This window comes from Hyphobacterium marinum (assembly GCF_036330325.1).
Taxonomy (GTDB): domain Bacteria; phylum Pseudomonadota; class Alphaproteobacteria; order Caulobacterales; family Maricaulaceae; genus Hyphobacterium; species Hyphobacterium marinum.
The window spans coordinates 193,200-218,979 of the sequence record NZ_JAZDRO010000004.1 but is presented as its reverse complement, the minus strand read 5'-3'; the positions used below and the strand labels follow the sequence as shown (position 1 = coordinate 218,979).

31 protein-coding genes are annotated in these 25,780 nt (G+C 63.6%); 8 read left to right on the top strand and 23 right to left on the bottom strand.

The features are described from left to right. Window positions 1-5 precede the first annotated feature (5 nt). From V0U35_RS10785 to V0U35_RS10755, 7 genes are all read right to left on the bottom strand, one after another. Window positions 6-401 (bottom strand): DUF6249 domain-containing protein, encoded by a 396-nt coding sequence (locus V0U35_RS10785; protein ID WP_330196721.1) that lies wholly within the window; start codon window positions 399-401, stop codon window positions 6-8. Between the two features lie 86 nt (window positions 402-487). After that, entirely contained in the window at window positions 488-1,045 is a 558-nt protein-coding gene (locus V0U35_RS10780; RefSeq protein ID WP_330196720.1) for an NnrU family protein, read from the bottom strand. Window positions 1,046-1,079: 34 nt separating this feature from the next. Beyond that, window positions 1,080-1,385, bottom strand: coding sequence for a hypothetical protein (locus tag V0U35_RS10775; RefSeq protein WP_330196719.1), 306 nt, complete (start codon window positions 1,383-1,385; stop codon window positions 1,080-1,082). Next, complete coding sequence (locus V0U35_RS10770; RefSeq protein WP_330196718.1) at window positions 1,382-1,918, bottom strand: RNA polymerase sigma factor; 537 nt, start codon at window positions 1,916-1,918, stop codon at window positions 1,382-1,384. Before V0U35_RS10770 ends, V0U35_RS10775 begins: the two co-directional genes overlap by 4 nt. Beyond that, the gene (locus V0U35_RS10765; protein ID WP_330196717.1) at window positions 1,918-2,346 is read right to left on the bottom strand and encodes a hypothetical protein; all 429 of its coding nucleotides are present in this window, start codon (window positions 2,344-2,346) and stop codon (window positions 1,918-1,920) included. Before V0U35_RS10765 ends, V0U35_RS10770 begins: the two co-directional genes overlap by 1 nt. Window positions 2,347-2,442: 96 nt before the next feature. Next, window positions 2,443-3,096: a COG3650 family protein gene (locus V0U35_RS10760; RefSeq protein ID WP_330196716.1), complete on the bottom strand. Its 654-nt coding sequence runs from the start codon at window positions 3,094-3,096 to the stop codon at window positions 2,443-2,445. A 53-nt stretch (window positions 3,097-3,149) separates the two neighbouring features. Beyond that, window positions 3,150-3,749: a MarR family winged helix-turn-helix transcriptional regulator gene (locus V0U35_RS10755; protein ID WP_330196715.1), complete on the bottom strand. Its 600-nt coding sequence runs from the start codon at window positions 3,747-3,749 to the stop codon at window positions 3,150-3,152. Between the two features lie 124 nt (window positions 3,750-3,873). Between V0U35_RS10755 and V0U35_RS10750 the strand changes: the two genes are divergently transcribed. Beyond that, entirely contained in the window at window positions 3,874-4,110 is a 237-nt protein-coding gene (locus V0U35_RS10750) for a hypothetical protein (protein ID WP_330196714.1), read from the top strand. A gap of 65 nt (window positions 4,111-4,175) precedes the next feature. After that, window positions 4,176-4,724 (top strand): TlpA disulfide reductase family protein, encoded by a 549-nt coding sequence (locus tag V0U35_RS10745; protein ID WP_330196713.1) that lies wholly within the window; start codon window positions 4,176-4,178, stop codon window positions 4,722-4,724. 316 nt (window positions 4,725-5,040) lie between these two features. Here the strand turns inward: V0U35_RS10745 and V0U35_RS10740 are convergent, their stop codons facing one another. The 3 genes from V0U35_RS10740 to guaA form a co-directional block, all read right to left on the bottom strand. Further along, window positions 5,041-5,244: a SlyX family protein gene (locus V0U35_RS10740; RefSeq protein ID WP_330196712.1), complete on the bottom strand. Its 204-nt coding sequence runs from the start codon at window positions 5,242-5,244 to the stop codon at window positions 5,041-5,043. 152 nt (window positions 5,245-5,396) lie between these two features. Next, a complete protein-coding gene (locus V0U35_RS10735; protein WP_330196711.1) occupies window positions 5,397-5,606 on the bottom strand; it encodes a cold-shock protein in 210 nt (69 codons plus the stop codon). A 483-nt stretch (window positions 5,607-6,089) separates the two neighbouring features. Beyond that, window positions 6,090-7,664, bottom strand: a complete 1,575-nt coding sequence (gene guaA, locus V0U35_RS10730; RefSeq protein WP_330196710.1) for a glutamine-hydrolyzing GMP synthase — start codon at window positions 7,662-7,664, stop codon at window positions 6,090-6,092. Window positions 7,665-8,070: 406 nt separating this feature from the next. On the opposite strand from guaA, the gene V0U35_RS10725 reads away from it, so the two are divergent. Together V0U35_RS10725 and V0U35_RS10720 are read left to right on the top strand one after the other, a co-directional pair. Continuing rightward, window positions 8,071-8,862: a sulfotransferase family protein gene (locus V0U35_RS10725; protein ID WP_330196709.1), complete on the top strand. Its 792-nt coding sequence runs from the start codon at window positions 8,071-8,073 to the stop codon at window positions 8,860-8,862. Next, the gene (locus V0U35_RS10720; RefSeq protein WP_330196708.1) at window positions 8,855-9,637 is read left to right on the top strand and encodes a sulfotransferase family protein; all 783 of its coding nucleotides are present in this window, start codon (window positions 8,855-8,857) and stop codon (window positions 9,635-9,637) included. Before V0U35_RS10725 ends, V0U35_RS10720 begins: the two co-directional genes overlap by 8 nt. A gap of 109 nt (window positions 9,638-9,746) precedes the next feature. Here V0U35_RS10720 and V0U35_RS10715 read toward each other — a convergent pair whose 3' ends face one another. From V0U35_RS10715 to V0U35_RS10695, 5 genes are all read right to left on the bottom strand, one after another. Further along, on the bottom strand, window positions 9,747-9,977 hold the full coding sequence (locus V0U35_RS10715) for a hypothetical protein (protein WP_330196707.1): 231 nt from the start codon (window positions 9,975-9,977) through the stop codon (window positions 9,747-9,749). A 169-nt stretch (window positions 9,978-10,146) separates the two neighbouring features. After that, window positions 10,147-11,457: an RsmB/NOP family class I SAM-dependent RNA methyltransferase gene (locus V0U35_RS10710; protein ID WP_330196706.1), complete on the bottom strand. Its 1,311-nt coding sequence runs from the start codon at window positions 11,455-11,457 to the stop codon at window positions 10,147-10,149. 6 nt (window positions 11,458-11,463) lie between these two features. After that, on the bottom strand, window positions 11,464-11,889 hold the full coding sequence (locus V0U35_RS10705; protein ID WP_330196705.1) for an MAPEG family protein: 426 nt from the start codon (window positions 11,887-11,889) through the stop codon (window positions 11,464-11,466). Between the two features lie 148 nt (window positions 11,890-12,037). Next, window positions 12,038-13,510, bottom strand: coding sequence for an IMP dehydrogenase (gene guaB / locus V0U35_RS10700; protein ID WP_330196704.1), 1,473 nt, complete (start codon window positions 13,508-13,510; stop codon window positions 12,038-12,040). 463 nt (window positions 13,511-13,973) lie between these two features. Continuing rightward, window positions 13,974-14,978 carry a DUF4268 domain-containing protein gene (locus V0U35_RS10695; RefSeq protein WP_330196703.1) on the bottom strand — a complete coding sequence of 335 codons (1,005 nt, stop codon included), beginning with the start codon at window positions 14,976-14,978 and terminating at the stop codon, window positions 13,974-13,976. A 262-nt stretch (window positions 14,979-15,240) separates the two neighbouring features. On the opposite strand from V0U35_RS10695, the gene V0U35_RS10690 reads away from it, so the two are divergent. Further along, window positions 15,241-15,804: a hypothetical protein gene (locus V0U35_RS10690; protein WP_330196702.1), complete on the top strand. Its 564-nt coding sequence runs from the start codon at window positions 15,241-15,243 to the stop codon at window positions 15,802-15,804. Between the two features lie 123 nt (window positions 15,805-15,927). Further along, on the top strand, window positions 15,928-16,446 hold the full coding sequence (locus V0U35_RS10685) for a hypothetical protein (RefSeq protein ID WP_330196701.1): 519 nt from the start codon (window positions 15,928-15,930) through the stop codon (window positions 16,444-16,446). A gap of 294 nt (window positions 16,447-16,740) precedes the next feature. On the opposite strand, the gene V0U35_RS10680 is transcribed toward V0U35_RS10685, so the two are convergent. Both V0U35_RS10680 and V0U35_RS10675 read right to left on the bottom strand, forming a co-directional pair. Then, entirely contained in the window at window positions 16,741-17,475 is a 735-nt protein-coding gene (locus tag V0U35_RS10680) for an RlmE family RNA methyltransferase (protein WP_330196700.1), read from the bottom strand. Next, the gene (locus V0U35_RS10675; protein WP_444881641.1) at window positions 17,472-18,590 is read right to left on the bottom strand and encodes a Ppx/GppA phosphatase family protein; all 1,119 of its coding nucleotides are present in this window, start codon (window positions 18,588-18,590) and stop codon (window positions 17,472-17,474) included. The genes V0U35_RS10680 and V0U35_RS10675 overlap by 4 nt, the downstream gene beginning before the upstream one ends. A gap of 170 nt (window positions 18,591-18,760) precedes the next feature. On the opposite strand from V0U35_RS10675, the gene hspQ reads away from it, so the two are divergent. Further along, on the top strand, window positions 18,761-19,096 hold the full coding sequence (gene hspQ, locus V0U35_RS10670) for a heat shock protein HspQ (protein ID WP_330196698.1): 336 nt from the start codon (window positions 18,761-18,763) through the stop codon (window positions 19,094-19,096). Here hspQ and V0U35_RS10665 read toward each other — a convergent pair. The 6 genes from V0U35_RS10665 to V0U35_RS10640 form a co-directional block, all read right to left on the bottom strand. Then, the gene (locus V0U35_RS10665; protein WP_330196697.1) at window positions 19,093-20,106 is read right to left on the bottom strand and encodes a fumarylacetoacetate hydrolase family protein; all 1,014 of its coding nucleotides are present in this window, start codon (window positions 20,104-20,106) and stop codon (window positions 19,093-19,095) included. The two genes, hspQ and V0U35_RS10665, sit on opposite strands and share 4 nt — an antisense overlap. A gap of 74 nt (window positions 20,107-20,180) precedes the next feature. Continuing rightward, window positions 20,181-20,813, bottom strand: coding sequence for a carbonic anhydrase (locus V0U35_RS10660; protein WP_330196696.1), 633 nt, complete (start codon window positions 20,811-20,813; stop codon window positions 20,181-20,183). A gap of 218 nt (window positions 20,814-21,031) precedes the next feature. Beyond that, a complete protein-coding gene (locus V0U35_RS10655) occupies window positions 21,032-22,177 on the bottom strand; it encodes a homogentisate 1,2-dioxygenase (RefSeq protein WP_330196695.1) in 1,146 nt (381 codons plus the stop codon). Between the two features lie 50 nt (window positions 22,178-22,227). Continuing rightward, a complete protein-coding gene (locus tag V0U35_RS10650; protein ID WP_330196694.1) occupies window positions 22,228-22,629 on the bottom strand; it encodes a hypothetical protein in 402 nt (133 codons plus the stop codon). Next, window positions 22,626-23,270: a TIGR02466 family protein gene (locus V0U35_RS10645; protein ID WP_330196693.1), complete on the bottom strand. Its 645-nt coding sequence runs from the start codon at window positions 23,268-23,270 to the stop codon at window positions 22,626-22,628. The genes V0U35_RS10650 and V0U35_RS10645 overlap by 4 nt, the downstream gene beginning before the upstream one ends. Window positions 23,271-23,274: 4 nt before the next feature. Then, on the bottom strand, window positions 23,275-24,327 hold the full coding sequence (locus tag V0U35_RS10640) for an isoaspartyl peptidase/L-asparaginase family protein (RefSeq protein ID WP_330196692.1): 1,053 nt from the start codon (window positions 24,325-24,327) through the stop codon (window positions 23,275-23,277). A 185-nt stretch (window positions 24,328-24,512) separates the two neighbouring features. On the opposite strand from V0U35_RS10640, the gene V0U35_RS10635 reads away from it, so the two are divergent. Continuing rightward, window positions 24,513-25,775 carry a hypothetical protein gene (locus V0U35_RS10635; RefSeq protein WP_330196691.1) on the top strand — a complete coding sequence of 421 codons (1,263 nt, stop codon included), beginning with the start codon at window positions 24,513-24,515 and terminating at the stop codon, window positions 25,773-25,775. Window positions 25,776-25,780: the final 5 nt, after the last annotated feature.

The window sequence follows — 25,780 nt, the reverse complement described above, 5'->3', positions numbered from 1 at the left end:
AGCCTTTACGCGTCGTCGTCGTTGGACTTGTCGCGCATGAATACGCCCATGATGATGAGCGCGACGCCGACAAAGCCCGGGAAGGCTGCGACACCGGTCATGATGACAAAGGCTTCTTCCGCGTCGCCGCCATCAACGGAACCGATCGTGTAGCCCAACGACACGAAGGCCAGTGCGATCGAGACCAGGATGATACCCCAGCGGATGTCGCCGCCCTTCTTCTTGCGTTCGACGCCGAGCGCGCGAATGGTTTCCGGCGTCATCTGCTGACCGGACTGGATCGCGCTGCGCACGGTTTCCAGAACTTCGCGGTTTCGCCGCGTGCGGTTGGACACGATGACCCACACGATCAGGACCACAGACCCGAATATTGTGGCGGGGACGAGAATATCAGGACCCATAATTCTTCTCCTTCGGTTTCTTGCCGGCGGCACGACCAGGGGCCGCCATTGCCCCCTAGATGCGCCGGGGTCACGAATTGGATGCGTCAGCCGATGATATCGACGCCAAAGAGGATCGGGTGCAGGCGGGCGAAGATCGCCGACACCAGTGCGCCGGCCACAATCGCCGTGACATCACCGCCCCAGCCCTTGGGTGCCGGCTTGCCACCACCGCGTATGTAGGCCGCAATGAGAGACAGGCCCGACCAGGCAAAAAAGCTGGCGAACAGCACCACGGATGCCTGCTCGCCATTGGCCATCAGGTGCGTTCCCGACCAGATGAAAACGGCGAGCAGCATCGGGTGACGCAGGACTTTGCGGATATGGCTGGGCGTATAGGCCGCGGCCAGCAGGATCAGCGACAGCGGTATGGCGAACAGGGCGAGCGTCCGCGTCCATTCCTCGGGGTAGTAGAGATTGGGCGTCGGGTGCGCCTGGATCTTGCCGAAAATGATCAGGGCCAGCCCGACGACGGACAGAACGGTATAGATCAGTTTGTAACCGCCCTCGCCTATGGCCCGGGCGAAGAGCGCACGCAGCCCCGGTATCAGGCTGACCGAATGCATTCCCAGAAACAGGGCGAGCCCTGTTATCAGCATGACCATCGCGAATCCCCCCTCGCGCCCACTCTGGTGTTGATTATGCCCGAGTCGGCCCGAACACCGGAATCAGCCTCAACAGGCGGGGGGCCAAGACCCCCGCCCCGGCGACCACGGCCGCCAGAATGACCAGCGGCAGGACCGGCGTTCCGCCCAGGTCCGGAACAAGCGGCGCCAGTGTCCAGGCAATGGCTCCCACGGCGATGGCGAGCGCGCCGCGCCGGACAATGTCCCGCCGGAAGTCCTGCGCGGCGATGGCTTCGGCCACCCCGAGCACAAATGCCGGGTCGCGGGCTGGCGGTTCGTCCTGTGCGAAGAAGGCGGCAAGCGTGTCATCTGTCGTCATCTCTCGTCTCCCAGCGCTTCGGCCAGCCGCGCCCGGCCCCGCGCGATATGTGATTTCACGGTTCCGACCGGCATGGACAGCGCCTCTGCGGCGTCATTATGTGACCAGCCGCCCGCGAGGCAAAGCGCGACGCAGGCGCGCTGGTCCGGCGTCAGGGAGTCCATGGCGTCATTCAGCGCCATTGAGTCCTCCCGGCTGATGCCTTCGGGCCGGGTCTGGTCTTCTGTCCGGTCCCACTCGGCTTCGCGCGCCTTGCGCCGTCCGGCGGCGCGGGCCGTCTGTGCCGCCTGATGCCAGGCCATGGCGAACAGCCAGGACCGGAAGGCGTCGGTGTCCCGCAGCTGGCCCAGCCGCGTCCACGCCGCGACAAACACCTCCTGGGCCAGATCATCGGCGAGCGCGGGGTCGCGGCAGACGCGGCGCAGAAAACCACGCAGCGCCTGCTGATGCCGGTTCACAAGAACGCCGAAGGCCGCGTCCGAACCGCCGCGTGCGGCACGGACGAGCGCGGCGTCGGCCGCGCCCGTCTCCATCAGCCCTTCCGCCGGCCGCCGAACATCCCGCTGACCAGAAAGGCCAGCGCCAGCACGCCCAGAACAGCGGCCACGAAGTAGAGTTCTTCCTCGACACCGCCCAGAATTCCGAGATATCCCGCCACGGCGAAGACACCCGCCAGACCGGTGAACAGGACAACCAGGAAGGCATTGCTGCCGCGCGAATGGCCCGAACTGTCGTCACCGCTGCCGGTCCAGTCGTGGCCGTCGTGATTGCTGCCGTCTTCCAGGCTGGCGACGAGGCTGGCCGGCGGTTCCTTGCCGGCCGCGGCATAGGTCTTCAGGAGTTCGATCTTCGATTTTTGTTGCTTGTAGTGCAGGAAGCTCGACCAGCCTTGTGCCACGAAGAACGCCAGCGGGAAGAGCAGCCACCAGAAAGAGCGGAAAATATCGCCAAGCTGGTCCATCGATCAGGTCCTTTCATCACCTCGCGCTCCCCCATGGGCGCGCTGTCATGACGTTGTTGCCGCCACGGTTACGATTGGATGCAGCCCGGCTGAATTTTATTCGTCCGTGTCCGGTGACCGCAGCCGGCAGCACCCCTCATAGAGCGCGTGGCCGGTCTGGTCATGGCGAATCAGGAGGATGGACCAGGCGTAGGGCAGATCACTCATCCCGTCCGAGCAGAGTTCGGGTGTGAGCAAGGCAAGGCCGCTGCCGCGCAGACCGAACATCCACGGCCAGGGGCGGCTGCGCGCGGATTCGGACTCGCTGATCTCATAGGTTTCGCGCTCGATTTCGAAATCGCTGTAGATGCCCGCTTCGCCGGTCAATTCGAGTGACCAGAACGGTTCGGTCCCCGCGCAGATAGTTCCTGCGGGTATCGGGCTGTCGCCAATCATCGTCACCTCGGCGGGGGACGCATAGGCGAGATTGATCCAGCCGCTGCCCTCTTGTATCGCGACGAGGCCCCAGCGCGCCTCACCGATCTGCCGGGTCGCGGCAATTTCAATCGGTCCGGCACCAGGGGCCAGCGTCCCGACGATTTCTGACCCCGCATCCGCGTCGGCGCGGATATTGAGCACATCGTCGCTCGCGACATTGTCGACCGCCACCCAGGCCGGGGCCTCGATCGGCCGGTCCTGAGCGTCAGACGTTTCTGGCGCACCACAGGCGGCAAGGACAATGACAAGGCTGACGAGGGCGAATGGGCGCATGACATCTCTCCCGGTGAGTCCGGGAGGGAGACTAGCATCGAATGGCGGCCACGTCAGACAGCTGCGGCTTCATGGTCAGGGCAGTCAATCCGCAGGCCCGAATCCCCGAATGGCGCATCGACGAAACCGCAATGGTGAGGCCGGGCGGATCCGGCGTATCGGTTCGGCTGGAAATACCGGCAGGTCAGGCATTGCCGCTGCGGGTCGATACCGCCCTGCTCCTGCAAGGTCCGGATGACCTGCGACACGCCCCGCAGAAGGGCGGTCCTGTCGTCCGCGGGTAGTGCGGCAACAGCGTCTTCAAGAAAGCCGGGCCAGCCCTCCACCCCGTTTGCGACCGTTTCACCCTCGTCCGTCAGCGTCAGGATGGTCGCGCGGCGATCCGTGCCCCGGACCTTGGCGACAAGGTTGCGGGCGACAAGCGCCTTGACCGTTTCGCTGGCCGAGGGGGCGCTGACGCCCAGGCCACGCGCCAGCGCCGTCAGACCAACGCCATCCGGTGAGGCCCCGATCAGGGCAAGCGCGCGCGCCTGTGTCGGTGTCAGGCCCAGCTCTGCGCCCTGCTGCCAGGCCTGGCTGCGCAACGCGTCGCCGATCCGGGCCAGGCCGGTGCCGATCTGGCGGGTCTCGGAAGTGGATTTGCGCGAAGGCATATAGTTCGGACTCCTAATCGTCTTGACTCGTCACCGGCATTTAATTAGCACTCCTAATTGTTAGAGTCGATGCCAGCGGGCGGCTCGGCTCCTCTCCCCCAACGCGCCCCGCCAGGACAGTGACATGAAAGACAAAGCCATTTTCTACCACGCCGGTTGCCCGGTCTGTGTCGACGCCGAACGCCAGCTTGCCGATGCGCTGGACCGCAACCGGTTTGACGTCGAAAGCGTGCATCTGGGCCAGGAGGCGGGCCGGATCGCCGATGCCGAGGCCGCCGGGGTGAAGTCGGTGCCCGCCGTTGTGCTGGCCGGACAGCCCTTCCATATCAATTTCGGCGCTGCGCTCAGCGATCTGAAATAGTCCGGTCCATCGACAATCCGGAGCGGCGGGTCCCGGCCACGCTGCTCCGGACGGAGGCTTTAGACATGGCACATCCATTCCGCCCCGCACCCGACTGGACCGTCTCGCAGTGGTTCAATGCGGACGCCACCCCACCCACGCTGGCGACGCTGCGCGGGCGCGTCATCGTCCTTAGCGCGTTCCAGATGCTGTGCCCGGCGTGCGTCGAGCACTCCATTCCGCAGATCCGCCGCATACGCGAGCTGTTTTCGCCCGACACGGTGGCCGTCATCGGACTACACACCGTTTTTGAACACCATGACGCCATGACACCAACAGCCTTGCAGGCCTTTCTTCACGAATACCGGATCAGCATTCCGGTCGGCGTCGATGCGCCCGACCCGGACGGGCGTTTCATGCCCCAGACTATGCGCCGATATGATCTGCAAGGCACACCATCGACCCTTCTGATCGACCGGGCCGGCCGCTTGCGGCGCAAATCCCTGGGCCATGTCCCCGACCTGCGGCTGGGCGCGGAAATCATGTCCCTCGTGGCCGAGCGTGAGGACGCGGATCCTGCTGATCCTGCCGCCGATAGCGAGGCCACCGGACCGCATTGCACGCCGCCAAGCTGACCTGGACCATGAAGCGTTGCCCCCCTCCTTCCTCTTGATGGGGAAGGCCTGCCCTCGACTGGATCGGGGGTGGCTGACGCGGAGCGTCAGACGAAAGGGGTGGGAGACTGTCGCTCCCTTGCGTTTCCCACCCTCTCCGTCCGCTTCGCGGCACCCTCCCCCACAAGGGGAGGGAGAAAAAGCAGGATTGTCTCACTTTTTCCCTCTCCCCTTTCCAAGGGGAGAGGGTCAGGGTGAGGGGTTGTTGAAAGGTCGAGCGCTTGCTTGCCCGACCCCCTCACCTCAATCCTCTCCCCCTAGGGGGAGAGGAAGTACCCTACCAGTGCGGCGGCTTCTCGCTCGCCGGGGGCGGTGCCTGGGCTTCCAGCGCGCCGATGCGGTCGGCGGAGGCTTCCAGCCGCGCAGTGAGCCGGTCGATCTCGCGCTGCTGGCGCGCGATCACGTCGCTCAACTCCTCAAGCATGCGCGCCTGCTCGGCGACATGGGATTCCAGATTGGTCAGGCGGGTCTCGGGTGTCATGGCAGGTCCACAGGGCTATTTTGACCAGGCAGGTGCGCCGTCTTCCGGCCCGGGTCAAGACCGGCCCAGGGCATAAAAAAAGGCCGGACGATCGTCCGGCCTTTCTTCATAGAGGCAGGTGGCGCAGCGTGTCTGCGCAGCGCCTAAGCCAATCAGGCCGCGCGCAGATTGTCCGCGGCGGACTTGCCGGTGCGCTTGTCGGCGACGACGTCGAAGCTGACCTTCTGGCCTTCTTCGAGGGTCGGCATGCCGGCGCGTTCAACGGCGGTGGCGTGAACGAACACGTCGGTCGAGCCATCTTCCGGCTGGATGAAGCCGAAGCCTTTGGTAGTATTGAAGAATTTAACGGTACCTACAGCCATGACGATTTCCTTTCAATCGGTCACGAAAACAACAGGCCACGCCAGCCGAGTGCCGGCGGGTCCTGACAGACGATTTTGGAAGGAAGTCAGTCGATGGCGTGCACCGCACACCGGAATCATTCGGCAAACAAGATCGTGGGGCAGTGTCTAAGACCGGACTGTGGCCGAAACAAGGGCGGACAGAAAACGGTCCGGTTCAGGCGGGGATTTCCCTCGCCCCTTTTAGATGGGGAGAGGGCCGCCGGTGAGGGGTTGGCTCAAGGCCAAGCTCAATTCTGCCGCCCCCCTCACTTCAATCCTCTCCCCCCGGGTGGGGAGAGGAGGAAAGCGGGCCGTTCTGGAGGGCGAGTAGCACTGCCAGTGCAACACGACGCGCCCCGGTTTTGCGTCAGCAAAGACCGGGGCCCAGAGCGACACTGACTGGATCCCGGACATCGGCTGACGCCGATTCCGGGAGGCGTCGGTGGCAGGCGTGCCCTGCCCCTACTCCCACTCGATCGTGCCGGGCGGTTTGGACGTCACGTCATAGACGACGCGGTTGACGCCGCGGACCTCGTTGATGATGCGCGTGGCAACGCGGCCGAGGAAGTCGTGATCGAAGGGGAAATAGTCCGCCGTCATGCCGTCGACCGAGGTCACGGCACGTAGCGCGAGGACATGGTCATAAGTGCGCTCATCGCCCATCACACCGACGGTGCGCACGGGCAGCAGCACCGCGAAGGCCTGCCAGATCGTGTCATAGAGCCCGGCCTTGCGGATTTCCTCGATATAGATGGCGTCGGCTTTGCGCAGGATGTCCGCGCGCTCCTTCGAGACCGCGCCGGGAATGCGGATAGCAAGGCCCGGCCCCGGGAAGGGGTGGCGGCCGACGAAGCTCTCCGGCAGGCCGAGCTCGCGCCCGAGCGCCCGCACCTCGTCCTTGAAAAGCTCACGAAGCGGCTCGACCAGCTTCATCTTCATGCGCGCGGGCAGGCCGCCGACATTGTGGTGCGACTTGATCGTCACCGACGGGCCGCCGTCGAAGGAGACGCTCTCGATCACGTCCGGGTAGAGCGTGCCCTGGGCCAGGAAATCAGCCCCGCCGGCCTCTTTCGCCCGCGCCTCGAACACGTCGATGAAGAGCTTGCCAATGGTCTTGCGTTTCGCTTCCGGGTCGTCGATGCCGTCGAGCGCGGAGAGGAAGCGCTCGCCCTCGTCGGCATGGACCAGCGGGATGTTGTAGTGGTCACGGAACAGCGTGACGACTTCCTCGGCTTCATTCAGGCGCATCAGCCCGGTATCGACGAAGACGCAGGTCAGCCGGTCACCGATCGCTTCGTGTAAGAGGACCGCCGCGACCGAGGAATCCACCCCGCCGGAGAGGCCGCAGATCACCCGGCCTTCGCCGACCTGCTCGCGGATTTTGGCAATCGCCTCGTCCTTGAAGGCGGCCATCGTCCAGTCGCCGCGCATGCCCGCTATTTCGTGTGTGAAGTTTTTGAGCAGCAGCGCGCCGCGCGGCGTGTGAACCACTTCGGGGTGGAATTGCACGCCATAGAAACGCCGCGCCTCGTCGGCGATGGCGGCAAAGGGCGCGCCGCGCGAGGCCGCGACGACATGAAAGCCTTCGGGGATGGAGACGACGCGGTCGCCATGGCTCATCCACACGCGTTCCTCATGGCCGACCGGGCCGAAGCCGGCGAAGAGCGGGCTGTCGGCAGTGATCTGGATATCGGCGCGGCCGAATTCGCGCTCGTCATGGGGTTCGACCCGTCCGCCGAGCTGGGCGCACATCGTCTGCTCGCCATAGCAGATGCCCAGCACCGGCACGCCGCGTTCAAAGACGCTCGGGTCCGCCTTGGGGGAATTCTCCCAGTGGGTGGAGTGCGGCGACCCGGAGAGGATGATCGCCTTCGGCGCGTAATCCGCGATGAAGGCTGCGCCCGCCCGGTTATACGGGTGGACCTCGCAATAGATGCCGGCCTCGCGCAGACGGCGCGCAATGAGCTGCGTCACCTGACTGCCGAAGTCGATGATGAGCGCTTTTTCGTGATTGTCGGAGGGAGTGATCTCGGTCATGGCGAGCCGATAGCGTGAGTCACCACGAAAGGCGAGTCTTCAGCGGTGTTGCTGCGTGCTGTGAAGGTGGCAATCTCCCTCTCCCCTTTCACAAGGGGAGAGGGCCGGGGTGAGGGGTTGGTTCAAGGTGGAGCACAATCCGGCATGACCCCCTCACCTCAATCCTTCGTGTCCTTCCGGGCTCCACTGGAGCCCGTCGGGGACACTCAGTCCCCAAGGGGGAGAGGAAGCAGCGCAGGTCGACGACAACTCATTCAATTCCCCGTGACGACACCGCGCCGGAGCCTTCCCGCTCATAATTCCGTAATGCCCTTGTAATATCTGACTTTTCCGTAACTAGATAAATAGTAGGCACCGCCCTACCCCTTCCTCCCTGGCAGCCAGCCACGAGGGAGGCAGCCGGCACATGACGCGTTCAGCACCGATTTTCATCGGCGGCGCGCCCCGGTCGGGCACGACGCTGCTGCGCGCCATCGTCAACGCCTCCGGCACCATCGCCTGCGGACCCGAAGCGCGTATCGTTCCGGCGCTGGCCGCTCTTTCGGCCCAGGTCGAGGCGATGCACATGCCGGTCCTTCAGGCCCAGTACGGGCTCGCGCCCGCCGCCCTGCACGACCGGTTTGCCACCGCGATCAATGCCTTCTTCGAACCCATGGCCGAGGCGACCGGCCGCCGCGTTGCGGAGAAGACCCCGGCCAACATCCTGCATTTCGCCCAGTTGCGCCGTCTGTTCCCGCATAGCCCGCTGGTCGCCATCGTTCGCGACGGGCGGGATGTCGTCGCCTCGCTCCTGTCGATGGACTGGACCGATGCGCGCACCGGCGCGCCGATGGACATTGTGCGCGATGCCGGGGCCGCCGCCCGCCTGTGGGTGGCCAGCATCGAGGCGGGTGAGGCCATGCGTGGCGATCCGAACTATTTCGAACTGCGCTACGAATCCCTTGTCACCCATCCGCGTGACACGATTTCGGGCCTGTTTGCCTTCCTGGGGCAAGACCAGGAAGCCATCGAGGCCGCACTGGATCACGCCAGCGGCTTCGAAGCCGGCGCGGGCGAAAACGAGTCCAGCGCCGAGCGCGTCTCGCGCCCGATCGACACCGCCGCCATCGGCCGCTGGGAAAGCGATCTCGACCAGTTGCAACGCAATCTTGTCCTGTCCATTGCCGGACCGGCGCTGTCGCGCCTCGGCTATGTCTGAAGACGGGTCGGGCTACGTCTTCCTCGGGGGGGTGCCGCGGTCGGGACTGACCCTCTTACGCCGACTGCTCATGGGCCACCCTGCCATCCATTGCGGGCCGGATACCGGATTGCCCACCTCAATCGCCATGCAATGGCAGAATTTTGCACGATCACTGGGTGACCTGCACCGGCGCGATTTCACGCTGGAGGACAACCAGGTCCGGAATGCGATGGCCGGGCTTCTGACCGGGCTGATCGGCGAGAAGTTGAAAGTGGCTCCGAAAACCGTGCTGGTCGAGAAGACGTCGCTGAACATTCTCGCCTTTGGTCCCCTGGCTGAAATGTTTCCGGCTGCGCGTTTCGTCCATGTCGTCCGCGACGGGCGCGATGTCGCAGCCTCCCTGCTCCGGCGCAGCTGGACCGGGCCGGACGGACGCGCCTTCGCCCATGTCAGCCGTCCCGACGCCGCGCTGCAATACTGGACCGACCTTTCCGCCATCGGCCTTGGCGCGGAAGAGGCGCTCGGCGACCGATGCCTGCGTGTGACCTATGAAGATCTGGTGCGCGCGCCGAAACGCACCTTAACGGCGCTGTTGCGTTTTGCCGGGCTGGATTTCGACAAGGCCGTGTTTGGTGAGGTGGCGGAGGGTGATTTCACCGCGCTGGAACGCGACAGCCTGCCTCTCCTTCTCGGCCCGGTGGTCAGGACGCAGATCGGAGCGGGCAAGGCGCTCGACCGCCACCTGACCCCGCAGGTCCGCGCGCGCCTGACCGAGCTGGGCTATCGGGTTTGAATGTGGGCTGAACGACCCTCGCCCCTTTTTCCAAGGGGAGAGGGTGGCGCGAAGCGCCGGGTGAGGGGTTGGTGCAAGGTCGAACTCAATCCGGCCCGACCCCCTCACCTCAATCCTCTCCCCCAGAGGGGAGAGGAGGATCAAGTCTGCGCTTCCCCCGCGCCCGCCAGTCGCTCCAGACCGAAGCAGCAAGGCCGAACGCAGCACCAATGCCCCACGGCCAGGGCGAGGCGTAGTGTCCGCCCAGCCACCAGGCGAGCGGCAGGCCGATCACCACCGCCCAGAACGCCGCAACGAGCGCATAGCCGATGGCTTTGACGAGGAGGGTCTGGGGGGTCATGGGAGCAATCTATCCGGCCAAGGTCCAGTCCGTCATGTCAGGCGGCAATGGCCGGTGAATACGCCTATGCATCCCAACTTTGAAATCCCGGAACCGCGAAAGCGGTATCCGGGACCTCGTCATCGCCGGGAGGCCCCGGCTCAAGGCCGGGGTTTCACGGAAAATATAATCACCCCACCCGCTCCAGCACGGCGATGTAAAATCCGTCCGTGGCGGACCTGTGCGGCGAGAGTTGCAGCGCGCCGGACTCATCAACGCATTTCGCCAGCACGTTTTCAGCTCCGTCAGCGAGGCCGCCGGACGCCAAGACGGCGTCGAGCGTGGAACGCTGCACGAAATCGGGCTCGCGGGCGAGGAAGCCCTCCACCCGGTCGGCATTTTCCTCCGGGAAGACCGAGCAGGTCACATAGACCAGACGCCCGCCGGGCTTGACGTATTTCGCGGCATTGTCGAGCGCTTCGTCCTGCTGCTCGATACGCTGCTCCAGCTGCTTCTCACTCAAGCGCCATTTCGCATCCGGCCGCCGCCGCCAGGTCCCGGATCCGGTGCACGGCGCGTCGACAAAGACCACGTCCATGCGGCCTTCGAGGTCGGACAGCGTCGTCTCGTCGCCGTCACGGACCTGCACATTCCTTGCGCCCGCACGCTGCAGGCGCGGGAAGATGGCACGCAGGCGCCGCCAGTCGACATCCCAGGCATAGACCTGGCCGGCATTACCGGTCATCGCCGACAGTTCCAGCGTCTTGCCGCCCGCCCCGGCGCAGAAGTCGAGCACCTGATCGCCGGCTTGCGCGCCCGCGGCGAGACCGGCGATTTGGCTGCCCTCGTCCTGTACCTCGACCCAGCCCTTGCCATAGGCGGGAATGCTCTCCGCAGGCGCATTCTTGCCTGTCGGATCGGTCTGGGGGATGCGGATACAGCTCGCCGAGAGTGCACCGGTATGCGCGCTCGGGATCTTGCTGGTAACGGCATTGATCGCCTTGTCGCCCTGCACTTTCAGGCCATTGAAGCGCAGATCGACCGGCGCGCGCGCCGCGAAGGCCTGCATTTCCGTGATCAGGTCCTTGCCGAAGACGCGCTTGAGTGAGGGTTCCGCCCAGGCCGGGAAGTCGCCCTGCACGTTCGCCGGGGCACCGGAAATATCGCGGGTGAATCCCGCGGCTTCTTCTTCGGTAACCGGATCTGGCGCGTGTTCGTCACCGGCGAATTTCGAGGCGAGGTCGTCCGCCGTCCAGCCCCAGGCACGCGTGACCGTGCCCAGCACCAGGGCGCGTGGGGCTTCGCTGCCCATGGCGAATGCAACCGACGCCTTGTGGCGCAGCGTGTCGAGCACCAGCCCGCCAATCCAGGCGCGGTCGCCCGATCCGGCAAAGCGGTGGTCCCGCCCCCACTCCTTGACCGCATTGCGTGCGGGCCGGTGGCGGGTTTCGATCGCGTCGATGATCTCGATGGCGGCGGCGATGCGCCCGGCGTCACGCATATCGGGTCAGGCTCCCAGAATGCGCATCGCCAGCATCACCCACATCGCCAGCACGGCGAGCGCGCTGACCACGAACACCGCGAAGCGCGAGAGGATGTGATTGACCGTCACGAAGATCGCCGCATGCAGATAGCGGAAGACCACGAAGACCCAGGCGAATATCGCGAAGAGGTCACTCGCGGCATTGAGATGCATCGCCAGCAGGGCGGCGGTGAAGAAGAGCAGCGGCACCTGGAACTGGTTGTTCACGCAGTCCGACAGCCAGACGAGTTTTTTCGGGAAGGTCTGGGACCCGTCCGGATTGAAGCGCACCTTGCGCGCCATGACGGCGGAGAACCGCCCGATCCCCAGCGCGAACAACAGGACGGTCATCAACCCGGCCTGCGCCAGCATGGCCAGCAACAGCATGTAGGTGCCTTCGGGGTATGGCATGGACGTGTCTCCGTTCAGGTTTCTCCCCCCGTTCACGGGGGGAGTGGCCCAAAGGGGGCCGAGGGGGGGGTATTAATCTCCCCCCACCGTCCCGGCGCAAGGCCGGGACACCTCCCCCGCAGGCGGGGGAGGAAAACTAAGTGGCCCCTTAAGTCGGCGTGGGATAGTTCGGCGCTTCGCGGGTGATCGTCACGTCGTGGGCATGGCTTTCACGCAGGCCCGCACCCGTGATGCGGATGAAATTCGCCTTCTCGCGGAATTCGGCGAGCGTCTTCGCGCCGGTATAGCCCATCGCGGCGCGAAGCCCGCCGACCATCTGGTGCAGGATCGGCCCGACGGGCCCCTTGAACGGCACCTGGCCCTCAATGCCTTCAGGCACCAGCTTCATCTGGTCGCCGACATCCTTCTGGAAATAGCGGTCGGCCGAGCCGCGCGCCATCGCCGCGACGCTGCCCATGCCGCGATATGCCTTGTAGGACCGGCCCTGGTAGAGAAACACCTCGCCCGGCGCTTCCTCGGTTCCGGCGAGCAGCGAGCCCATCATCACCGCGTCCGCCCCGGCGGCGAGCGCCTTGGCGAAATCGCCCGAATACTTCACGCCGCCATCGGCGATGATCGTCGCGTCCGATCCGTCCGCGGCGCGGCGCGCTTCCATGACCGCCGTCAGTTGCGGCACGCCGACACCGGCGACGATGCGCGTGGTGCAGATCGAGCCCGGCCCGATCCCCACCTTCACACAGTCCGCCCCGGCATCGATGAGCGCGCGGGTCGCGTCATAGGTGGCGACGTTTCCGGCGACGACCTGGACCGCGTTCGACAGGCGCTTGACCCGTCCCACCTGGTCGATCACGGCCTGGCTGTGGCCATGGGCGGTGTCGATGACAACGGCATCGACGCCAGCCTCGACCAGCGCCTCGGCACGCTCCATCCCGCTGTCGCCGACCGTGGTCGCGGCCGCGACGCGCAGGCGCGCCTGGGCGTCCTTGGCGGCGAGCGGGTGGGTGCGCGCCTTGTCCATGTCCTTGACTGTGATCAGGCCGACGCAGCGCCCGTCCCCGTCAACGACCAGCAAGCGCTCGATCCGGTGCTTGTGCAGCAGGCGGCGCGCCTCGTCCGGATCGGCCCCTTCGCGCACGGTAACGACGTCGCGCGTCATCAGGCTCGCGACCTTCTCGTTCGGGTCGTCGGCAAAGCGCACATCGCGGTTGGTGATGATGCCAACGAGCTTGCCCGGACCGCCCTTGCCGCCCTCGACAACCGGAATGCCCGACACCTTGTGATGGGCCATCAGGTCTTTCAGCTCGGCCAGCGTCGCGGTCGGCGCGATGGTGATCGGGTTGACCACCATGCCGCTTTCAAACCGTTTCACGCGCCGGACTTCCTCGGCCTGCTGCGCGATGGTCAGGTTGCGGTGGATGACGCCCAGCCCGCCGGCCTGCGCCAGCGCGATGGCCAGCGGAGCCTCGGTCACCGTGTCCATCGCGGCGGACAGGATCGGAATATTCAGGTGAATATCGCGCGCGACGCGCGTGGTCAGCTCCGCGTCGGCGGGCAAAACACTTGAGGCTCCGGGTTGCAAGAGCACGTCATCGAAGGTGAGCCCTTCGCCAATCTCCCTCATCGGAAGACCTCCTCGCTGCTTGCGGGTGCGGCTTAGTGCGGAATCGAAGGTCTGTCAAAGGGGGGAGTCTCCCTCTCCCCTTTCAAAAGGGGAGAGGGCCGGGGTGAGGGGTTGGTCAAAGCCTGCGTGCGCACCTGCATGACCCCCTCACCTCAATCCTCCCCCCTTGGAGGGGAGAGGAAGCATGCCTGGCATCCCGGCTGACCCGAAGGGACAGAGCCGGGACTTTGAAGAAACCAACACTCCGTCCCGGATTTATTCCGGGCCCAACAGACGTGCCCGAATGCGGCGCCTGACCCGCCGCAATCGGTGGGCCCCGGAACGATGTCCGGGGCGGAGGTCACATATACCCATGCGGTTCCGGCGAAAGCCGGAATCCAGCGAACCAAAGACTGGGTCCCAGCCGCCGGCCCCTGCGAAAGCAGGGGGCGCTGGGACCGTGATTTATATCGTTCGCGGAGTGTCAGGTCTCAATGACGAATTCATCCGGTTCGGAAGGTGGCTCCCAGTTTTCGGCATCGAGAGAACGTATCCTGTCGGAAAACACCTTGTGGAAACGCTCCAGCATGTCGATCAACCACGCATGTTGCTGTGGCCAATCTGTCTCCTTGCGGAAATCTACATCCGCCTTCCATACGTCAATTTTGGAATGCTTGCCGTCGGAAAGACGCTTCCAGTTCAGCTGGGTTCCAAGTTCGGACTCGATTTCGGTTTTTTCCTGCTCAAGCAGATCGAAATGGGGCTTGGCGTTTTCGTCAGCCATGACGAGCTCGACGCCAATCAGGTTGTCCCGGCTGTTTACCAGCGCCGAAACATAAAAGCCGGACCGCCCGATACTCATGGACGTCCAGTGCTGAGGCCGTGGTTTTTGCGGGCGCAGTATCTTACTGCGTGCCGTCGCAGTTTCGGCGAAAGCCGTCCAGTACTCAAACTGGGTTGCCTTGACGCCCGTTAGATCGGCGGCGTCAATTTCGCGTTTGCCCTTGCTAACCGACTTCGACCACTCATTGGGTTTCGAAACGATGTTGAACTTCGGGGCCGCTGCGCTGTCATCGATCCGCCAAAGTTCGACTTCCAGCCCGAAGAACCGGAAATCGTCTTCAGTTATTGAATTCAGCCAGTCGAGCGCCGCGCGATGCTCGTCGGTGAAGGCGGCAGCGATCCAGATAATCGTGACCGCTTTCAGCCCGGAGGCATAGGTCAACAACTGGCCCAGATGCGGATGGTCGGTGCGACCGAGCTGGTTTTCGATCAGTACCCAGCTTCCGTCAGCTAGATCCTTGCACAATATATCGGCGCGGAATGGCCCGACATTTTTCTCGGTCGCCTCGTGTTCAAGCTCCAGCTCCAGCGCTCCGCCTAACAAGGCCAAATTTTCCTCCCGAGCCAGCCAAGGCGTGAAATGCTGAGCTTCTGTTGTCCAGATGTCTGTCAAGGCGACGCGTTGGAGCCTGCTGAGGGCGCTCATGCAATGTCCTTTCCGCGGTCGAGCCCAATTGTAGGTTTGGTCAAATACTAGTGCGTATCACTTTCATTCAATACCTAATGGTACGGCCAGTACGAACACGCATGCCAGTAGCACAATTTTTCCAAATGGCGTTTTGAACCAAAAAACACGCACCCGAACAAACTTTTATCACTTTTAGGCGAACCAGAACAACCTGTGCTTGCCAAATGAAAGCGGCTATGCAAACTCGAACATAGTCATCCGTAATAGGGAACTCGAAAGTATGACCGCTGAAGCAATTATTGTGACTTTGGTAATCACTATTGTCGGTGCCTTTGTCGTTCGTGGGCTAATTTGGTGCGCGCGCTACTTGCGTCGGCGCAAGCGTGTTTTCTTGTCGGCACCAATGTCGGAAGATCCCAAGACATATGAGGTTTTTCGCTCAAAAATCATGGAAATTTTTCACGCCCTGAAAGCTGCAGGGTACGATTGCCATTCAGCGATATCATCACTTCCCAACCCAAATAACTTTGAACAAAGCGCATCGAATACGCGTGATTTGTTTAAGAAGATCCGATCCAGCAAGCATTTCATTTTGATTTATATCGACCCAACACCAACAGGCAGTCTGGTGGAAGCCGGCTACGCGCTAGCTAAAAAGAGGAATTGCATCTTCATTACGACCCCGGGAAGCGGCATATCCAATCAGACGTCCCTGCCCTGGATACTCGATGGTCTCGATCACGTCCCCCAATCGAGGAACCATGTGCGCAGACTGAAATTCGATACAATCGACGCAGCCATTGCCGAATTTCAGCGCAATGCGAAAGGCGTTATGGAACGCTGAAACATCTCTCGACTCAATGATGGCAAGTGATTAGCATTATCAGCCTCTTTTATTGCTCGTTTGTATCGTGACGCGACGCAAGAATCGGAATCTATTGCGCTTCGTCAGTCTAGGTGGAGCGGAATGCAACAGGCCGTAGGTAATCTGACTGCAAAATCCCGAGCCGCAGGGCTTGAGATTTTTATTGCCACGCCAATGTCCGCTTTCGATAGCCGAAAATATTCGGAAAACAGAGAAAAAGTCATTGCATTGGTGGACGCCATACGTCGCAAGGCACCCGGTGCGAAAATTTTCTGCCCGGCCCTGGAAATTGCCGACAGTAAAAAATGGGATCTTTCTGACGAAGCGCTTGAGCAAGATATTGCCGCTTTGGAACGCGCTGATTTGTTCATTTTGTTGTATTTATCGCCACTTCCCCCCAAACCATCCAGCGTCCTTGTGGAGGCGGGTATTGCCTTGGGAAAGAACATCCCCTCGATCTATCTCATTAATGACCGCGCCGACCTGCCTTACATGCTTAATAATGCCGAGAGTTTTTCACATTCCGGTCAGCAAATTACAATTGTCCAAGACCAATCGATGGACGGATTGATCGCGTCCGCGCTTACACATTTGGCGGAAGCTCAGAACGTACTGCTCTAGAGCGATTTCGGCATCGTTCTAGGCTTTCCTCACCCACCCTGCACCGTGCCGCACCGGGCGGGGATAAGTTCATGCTGAAATAGCCCGAAAACCCGCAAAAGCGGCAACACAGCCAGAAGAGTGCGAATAGACGCCAGAAGACGACGAACAGACGACCGATTTTCGCCGCGAAAACCACCAGGATTTAGGGGAATAAATTTCCGGCTATCCCCGGGGTGGGGATAAGCCGGGTCTGGCAACTCACCCGGAGGATAGCCGGGGCGCTATCCCCGCCTTTATCGGGCCACCCCCGTCTCACCCCTTGAACCCCGTCGCGACGAGATAGGTCTCTGCGCTTTCGGCACGGCTCGAGGGCGGTTTGGCGTGGCGGATCTTGGCGAAGCGGCCCTTGAGCTGGTTCAGCAGCTCGTCCTCGGTGCCGCCCTGGAAGACCTTGGCGACAAAGGCTCCGCCGGGTTTGAGGGTCTCGAGCGCGAAGGCGGCGGCGAGTTCAACCAGCGCGATGATGCGCAAATGGTCGGTCGATTTGTGGCCGGTCGTCCAGGGCGCGAGATCGGAGAGGACGGCGTCGGCCGGACCGCCCAGCGCGGCCTTCACCTTCGCCGGGGCGTCGGGTTCTGAGAAGTCGAGCACCATCAGCTCGGCCCCGGCGATATGGTCCATCTCGAGCAGGTCGACCCCGACGACATGGCTCGCCCCGCGCTTGAGCGCCACCTGGACCCAGCCGCCGGGTGCCGCGCCGAGATCCACCACGCGCCCGCCCTTGGGGATGACATGGAACCGGTCGTCGAGCTCGATCAGCTTGTAGGCCGCGCGGGAGCGATAGCCTTCGGCTTGGGCGCGCTGGACATACGGGTCGTTGAGCTGGCGCTGCAGCCAGCGCGTGGAGGAAAGTTTGCGGCCCCGCGCCGTTTTCACCTTCTCGTGGAACTGTTTCGAGGCGCGCGCATCGCTCGGCTTGACCTCCCGGTCGGCCTTCTTCTTGCGGCGGCGTTTCGGCTCCTCGCCGGATTCGGTGTCGTCGCTCATTCGGCAGCCTTTCTCTGGGCTGTGGACCGGGCCCGGCGGCCACCCCGGCGGCGGCGCGGCTTGCGCATCAGATTCATCAACAGGCCCTCGCGCAGGCCCCGGTCGCCCACACGCAGGCGCTCGGCCGGCCAGGCCGCCATCACGGCCTCGAGGATGGCACAGCCGGCGAGCACCAGATCGGCGCGCTCGGTGCCGATGACGGGCTCGGCGGAGCGGCCCTTGAAGTCCTGCGCCGACAGGCGGTTGCAGGCCGCCAGTGTCTCGTCCGCGCTCATCCACAGCCCGTCCACCTTGGCGCGTTCGTACCGGGGCAATTCGAGATGGACCCCGGCGACCGAGGTGATCGTGCCGGACGTGCCGACGAGATGCGCGCGCCCGTCGCGGAAATGCTTGCGCAGCTTCTTTGCGCCCTTCGGCGTTTTGAGCTGGGCGGCGGCGAAATCGCGCATGGCGGCATACCAGTCCGCGGTCTCGGCGGTTTCCGGGAAGCGCTCGGCGAGCGTGACGACGCCGACCGGCGCACTGGCCCAGGTGCGCACTGGCGGACGGCCGCCCGAGGCATATCCGCCGCGCTCGCGCCAGACGGCGAGATCGACCCAGGACAGCTCCGTCGAGCCGCCGCCGATATCGACGACCAGCGCGGTTTCGAAGCTCTCGTCCATCAGGTCGAGGCATCCCAGGACCGACAGGCGCGCCTCCTCCTCGGCGGTGATGATGTCGAAATCGAGCCCGGTCTCGGCCTTGATCCGCGTCATCAGTTCCGGGCCGTTGCTGGCGATGCGGCAGGCCTGCGTCGCGACACAGCGGGAGGCCTTCACGCTGCGCCGGTCCATCTTGTCGGCGCAGACCGACAGCGCGGCAATCACCCGGTCCATCGCTGCGGACGACAGCGCTCCTGATTCGTTCAGCCCCTCGCCCAGGCGGACGATACGGGAGAAGGAATCGATAATGCGGAATCCGTCCGGGGACCGCCGTGCGATCAGCATCCGGCAGTTATTCGTGCCCAAATCAATGGCTGCATAAGCCGGCCCCGGGGGCCGGCGGTCACGCCGCGGACGCCTCCCGCCGGATTTGCGGGACGGCGGCTCCTCGGCGCGGACTGGCTCGCGCGCCATAACAAGTTACCTTCGTTGCCGGGACGGGCGCGCGAGGCCCGGTGGTCATGGGGCGCGCCGCGGGTCCGGCCTGATTATTGCCTCAACCGGGGAGGATAATCCCCTTGCGGCGATCATCAAGCCGTCATGAACCGATTTGTGACAGAGACGCGATAAGCAGACCCGGACCGATGATACAGAGACAGGCCAAATTCACGCTCGGCGACGTCGTCCGCCACCGGCTCTTTCCCTTCCGGGGCGTGATATTCGATGTCGACCCCCAGTTCGCCAATACCGAAGAATGGTGGCTGGCGATCCCCGAGGCGATCCGTCCGAAGAAGGACCAGCCCTTCTATCACGTGCTGGCCGAGAACGACGACAGCTTCTACACCGCCTATGTCTCGGAACAGAATCTCCTGCCCGATTCTGACAACGGCCCGGTCGGCCATCCGCAGGCCGGGGAAATGTTCGAGTTATTCGACGGACAGCGCTACCAACTACGCACCGATCTGCCCAAACCGAATTAGGCCTCGTATTTCACCACCGTGTTCTCGATTGCACCGAAAATGGAATACCCTTCTGAATCAAGCATTTCGATCCGGATCGTGTCGCCGTAGCGCATGAAGCTCGTCTTCGGCTTGCCGCTCTCGATCGTTTCGATCATGCGGATCTCCGCGATGCAGGAATAGCCCACTCCGCCTTCGGAAACGGGCTTGCCCGGTCCGCCATCCATCTTGTTGGAGATCGTTCCCGAGCCGATGATCGAGCCGGCCGTGATGGGGCGGGTCTTGGCGACGTGTTCGATGAGGCGCGGAAAGTCGAACGTCATGTCGACCGAACAATCCGGCTCGCCGAATTTCTCGCCATTCAAATGGGAGACAAGCGGCAGATGCACCTTGCCGCCGTCCCAGGCATCGCCCAGCTCATCGGGCGTGATCGCGACCGGCGAGAAGGCGGTGGGCGGTTTGGACTGGAAGAAGCCAAATCCTTTGGCCAGCTCGCCGGGAATCAGACCGCGCAAGGACACGTCATTGACGATCATGATCAGGCGGATCGCGTCTTTCGCCTCGGCGGCTTTCACGCCCATTGGGGCGTCACCGGTGACGATGGCGACCTCGCCCTCGAAATCACAGCCCCAGGCCTCGTCGCCGAGCGGAATGTCACCGCGGGGGGCAAGGAAGGCATCAGACCCACCCTGATAGATCAGCGGGTCGGTCCAGAAGCTTTCCGGCATTTCCGCGCCGCGCGCCTTGCGGACCAGTTCGACGTGATTGACGTAAGCCGAGCCGTCCGCCCACTGAAACGCCCGCGGCAGGGGCGAGAGCGCCTCGCGCTCGTGGAAGCGCTCTTTCGGGACGGCACCGCGTTCGAGCTGGTCAGACAGGTCGCGCAGCGCGCCTTCGCACCGGTCCCAGTCGTCGAGCGCGGCCTGAAGGGTCGGCGCGACGGTCGAGGCGTCAGCGCACCAGGCGAGGTCCTTCGAGACAACGACCAGGCGGCCGTCGCGGGAGTCCGATTTGAGCGTGGCGAGTTTCATGGATGCGTTTCCGTTCAAAGCGATTGAGGAGTATGCGCCCTGTTTAGCGCCGCGGGGACAGCCCGGCCATGGCGCTAGATGCGGACCGGTGAGAACGTCCCGTCATCACCGAGCCATTCCAGCTCGCCATCGGCGACGCCAAAGCGTGCGCCGTGCAACGCCAGACGGCCCTCGGCCAGTGCCTTTTCGACGAAGGGATAGGTTTTCAGCCGTTCGATGGAATGGCGGATCGCCCGCAATTCCAGATCGGCGGACAATTCACCTAGCGGCGCATCGGCCCCGACATCGGCCCGGCTTTCTTCGAGCGCCGGGTGCAGCGCGCTGATCCAGTGGCCGACGAAGAGGCTGTCTTCGGGCGAATGCCCGCTGGCACAGGCCTCGACCCCGCCGCATTGGCGGTGGCCCATGACGAGGATGTTGGAGACTTTCAGGCTGCCGACCGCGAACTCGACGGCCGCGGATACGCCGTGAAACCCGCCATCGGTCTCGAAGGGCGGGACGAGGTTGGCGACGTTGCGCACCACGAACAGCTCACCCGGACCGGCATCAAAGATCGCCGCGGGATCAACCCGGCTGTCACTGCACCCGATCACCAGCGTGTGCGGTGTCTGTCCCTTGTCGGCCAGACGCTCATAGGTGCGCTTGTGGCGCGGATAGAGTTCGTCGCGGAAACGGCGAAAGCCGGCTTCGAGCTTTTCGGGGATCACGGGGCGAGACCTCGCTAGCGGTTGATCTTAAAGAGCCAGATACGGCCTCGGCGCACGGGTTTCAATGCGGGAGACAGTCGGGATATTCAATACGCTCCCCTTTTACTCAACCACCGACGCTCCCCGGTTTCGCCGCAGGCGAAGACCGGGGCCCAGTGTACTCCGAGTTGGCTGGATCCCGGACACCGGCTGCGCCGGTTCCGGGAAGCGTCGGCGACTTATTCCGCCGCTTTCGGCTTCCACGAATTGACGTAGTCGCGATTCTCGACCGAGGCGGCGTCCTCGCCGACATCGAGCGGATCGCGCGTGTCGATCATCACCGCGTATTCGTCGGTGGCCGTTTTGGACTGTTTGAGCATGTTCTTCAGCGCCTTGGGGTGCGGACCGTGGGTGAAGCCCGACGGGTGAAACGTCATCATCCCGGCATCAATATTGTCGCGGCTGAAGAAGTCGCCCGCGTGGTAGAAGAGAACTTCGTCGAAATCGTCATTGTTGTGGAAGAAGGGCACTTTCAGCGCGCCGGGATCGGTCTCGAAGGGGCGCGGCGCGAAGGTGCACACGACGAAGCGGTCCGACAGGAAGGTCGTGTGCGCGCTCGGCGGCAGGTGATAGCGGTGGCTCATCAGCGGCCGGATATGGCGCACATTCAGGCGCACCGGCGCGAGTTCGCCATGCCAGCCTACCGCGTCTAGCGGGTTGAACGGATAGGTGATGCGGCTGACCTCGCCGCGCTTTTTCACCTCGATCGTCCAGTCGCGGTTCTCGCCGGCCTGCTGGGCGCGGAAGGCCTCGTCCATTTCCGGCGCGTCGAGCATGGCCGGGTCAAATATGGCGTGCGGACCGACCAGCCCCTTGTCAGGAAGCGTGTAGTGGGTGTTGGTCGCTTCGATCATCAGGACTGACAGCGGCCGCGACGGATCAAGCCGCCACATCGTGCCGCGCGGCAAATAGACATAATCGCCCGGCTCGACGGCCAGATGGCCGAAATCGCAAAAGAGATCCGCCTGCCCCGCATGGATGAAGAGCAGCTGGTCGCCGTCGCCATTGCGCGCCAGCGCGGGCATCGCCTCGGCCAGCTTCCAGAAGCGGATCTCGGTCGCCTTGTTGTGCAACACTATGCGCGACGCCCACGGGCTGAGGTCGGCGGCATTCAGCTTCGTCAGGTCAAAGGCGCGCGGCTGTAGCGGGCCTTCGAAATGCGTCCAGCCGGTCGGCGGGTTCTTGTGATGGAGGAAGGCGGCAGGACCGAAGAACCCTTCCTTCGACATTTCGCGCTCATAGGTGCCCTCAGGGAAATCGGCATGTGCCTGGCGCGAGGCATTGCCCTCGACATGAGAGGCGGAAATCCATTTGCGATTGCCCATGACGCGACTCCATCTGACTGGCTCGCCCCGGAAACTAGTTACATTTGAAACTAAATGGAAGTCCGCCGCTCTTGCAGAAGCGGAAAAACCGCGAACAGGACCTGTCCGGCAAGACCGACCGCGCCGGCCAGAGACATGCCCCAGCTTGCCAGGAATTCGGACGCCTCCAGGCCGGAAATCAACCAGACAAGGCTGTACTCGGCGAGAATCAACAGCACGAACGCACTGGCCCCCATGACCAGCCGGGAGGTCAGCTCACCGGGCAGGCGGAACTGGCGGATGATCTGGCCGCAGACCCACCAGGCGATGGCGAGGATGGCCGGCAATTCGATCAGGACGGCAGCGAGATCGCCGACGCGGGGCGCGAGGATGAGCGTGCGGATCGCCCCCAGAACAAAGCCGGCGGCAAAGACCATCGCGAAATAGGCCGTTCCTGCGAGCAGCGCCCTCATGCCACCTGCCGCACCGGGAGGTTCATCGCGATGGAGATACGCTCGCCCGGCCCGTTGTGGGGCCGCACCGAATGCATCAGCCAGGACGGGAAGATGACCAGCTTGCCCGGTTCGGGCTTCAAATGAACCTGCGACAGCGGCGCGCCGTCCGCCGGGCGTTCGCCCAGCGCGACATCGCTCGCCGTCATGCGGTTCATGGGAAAGCGCGGATCAAGGAGAACGAGTTCGCCCGAATCCGGGTCACCGCCATCGTCGACATAGAAGACCGCCGACCATAGCGAGCTGGGGTGGGCGTGCATCTGGTTCGAGGCTCCGGCCGGGGAGATGTTCGCCCACATGTCCATGCCGAATTCGAAGCGCGGCTCGCCGCCGGAACGCCTTCCCATGTCGTGAGTGAACCCGGCGCAGGTCTCGACCACGGTGCGTGCCAGCAGACCCGCGGGTTCGCCGGCCCAGTCGAGCATCATGGTGTCGGAATGCCAGCCGAGAATGTTCGACCGGGCGATGCCGGGATGGCTGTCGCGGCGAGCCAGGATCGCGGCCTTCAAGGGCGCGATCAGGCCTTGCGCGGCATCGGGTTTGGCCTCGATCAGCGGTGTTGCGAAAATACCGGTCAGTGCTGCGCCATGCGGTCCGGTCACGGGCCTAGTCCTCGTCGCCATAGATCGCGACGCGCGGCGCGCCGCCAGCGGTCAGCGACGCGCGGTACATGCCGGGCGTGTTGAAGCTCCAGGCGATCTCGCCGTCTGGTGTCAGAGCGACAATGCCACCATCCCCGCCAAGTGCAGTCAGACGGTTCTGGATGACCTCGTCGGCGGCGGCCTGGAGGCTCATGTCCTGGTACTCAACCAGAGCACAGATCTCCCGCGCAATGGTCAGGCGGATGAAGTATTCGCCCGTTCCTGTCCCCGAGACGCCACAGGAATTGTTCGACGCATAGGTGCCCGCGCCGATGATCGGGGAATCCCCTACCCGGCCCCAGCGCTTGGCGGTCAGCCCGCCGGTCGAGGTGCCCGCCGCGATATTGCCGTCGCTGTCGAGGGCGACGACGCCGACCGTGCCAAAGCGGTGCTCGCGATCGAGCCGTTCCAGCAGCGTGTGATCGACCGGCTCGGGCTCCGGCGCGCCTTCGGGACGTTCCGGGATGGGCAATCCTTGCGCCGTCAGGGCACGTTCCAGCGCCTGCCAGCGGCGCTCGGTGAAGAACCAGGCCGGATCGACCAGCTCCATGCCCTGCTCCGCGGCAAAGGTCTCCGCGCCCGCGCCGGTGAACATCAGGTGGCGGGAATTTTCCATCACCGACCGCGCCAGTGTGATCGGGTGGCGCACCTGCGTGACACCGGCGACCGCCCCGGCATTCAGCGTTGCCCCGTCCATGATCGAGGCATCAAGCTCGTTCTGGCCCGCGGCTGTAAACACTGCGCCGCGCCCCGCATTGAAGAGGATGTCATCCTCCATTTCGCGGATCACCGCTTCGATGGCGTCGAGTGCCGTACCGCCCTCGGAGAGGATCGCCGAACCGGTTTCGAGCGCCCGGTTCATGGCCGCGCGATAGGCCGCATCGGTTTCGGCATCCATCGAGTCGCGTTCGATGACACCGGCCCCGCCATGAACGACGATCGCCCATTCCGGGCGGTCCTGGGCGTGGGCGGTCGCGGACAGCGCCATTGCGGCGAGAAGGCTGAGCGATCGGATCATCGGGACGGTCCTTTTCCTGTCATGGTTTGGCGGCACCATCGCGCTGTGGGGCTGGCCCGGCAAGCCCCGTCCCGGCGGTAGGCAGGACTCCTATGACGGGAATCCCGATTACAATGCCGGGCAAATGACGCCATGATGCGACATAGGGTTAATGGAGGCGTTTCGCGTTGAAGAAAGCAATGGGCATGCTGAAGCGTTCAGGCGCGGCCTCGGCGGGATCGCGCGCCGGGCGCGCAGCCGCTGTCGCTGCGGCAGCCGGTCATGGCGAGACTGCGGAAACCGGCGGTGAAACCGAGAACGGTTCGGCGGCGGCCAACGCGCATGCCGAAGTGCAATCCGGCAACCTGCGTGATGTCGAAAAGTCGGTCTTCTTCAAGAGTTTTCCGCGCCCTGCCATCATTGCGCTGCGCTCTTCAGAAGTGGATATGGAGGCGGCCCGGGTCTATGCGCTGAAAGCCCGGCGCTTTTTCGCACATCCGATTAATTTATTTAATCAACATAGTGTATTTTATGAGGAATCGGAAGGCGACTATATCGAGGAAATCTACGGGAATGCGCAACAGGAATCGGTTCTGGCCAGTGACGGCTCGGAAGCCAGCGGCAAGTTGCGCAGCATTGACGAGGAAGACCGGTATTATGTCGGGACGCTGACGCGCATGCGGCATACGACCAATGCCAACACGTCGACCTATTTCGCGAAAATCCTGCCGCTGGCGCTCGGGATCGGCTTTGCACCCCTGTTCGCGGTTTACATTCAACATGCCCTGCAATCAGATGCTTTTGCAGGAGTTTCTGCTTTTCAGGATCCGGCAGTTCTGCTGGCTGCCCTGGGCATGGCGGTGGGCCTGATCTTCGCGGTCTTTTCCTATTACGTCTCGTACAAGAACCAGCAGATCCGCAACACGGCCAACTTCAACGGCTATGTCGAAACCCGCCTGAACCGCATCAACACCATCCGGACCGACGCGCTGAAAGAAGCGGCGAATGCGGAGAAGGAAAAGACCAATGAGGGCGAGGTCCTGAACTCGGCGGTCGACTGGATGCTGTGTTATCACTGGATGATCTGGCGCTCATTCCTCAACGAGCTGGGGATTCGCAACATTCTCTTCCAGATCCGCCGAAATACCGACCTCTACAAATGGGGCGGCTTCCTGATTCTGTTCGTGCTCAATGCGGCCTTTGTCGCGGCGAGCTTTTTGCTCGGGCTGGAGATCGACGAATCCCTGACCTTGAGCGCGGCCTCGACCGCCTGGCTCGTCGTGCTGCCGTATTTCTACATCTTCCATATCTGTGCGGACCCGGCCGGTCTGGTCGAGGGCAAGCTCTACGCCAATGACTGGGCACGCTTTCACACGTCGGGAATCGACCGCGGGCTGGAGGACCAGATCCGGCGCGACAAGGGCGAAATCCTGCACTACCGCAATCGCCTGAAGAACGAGGCGCTCTAGCCTCG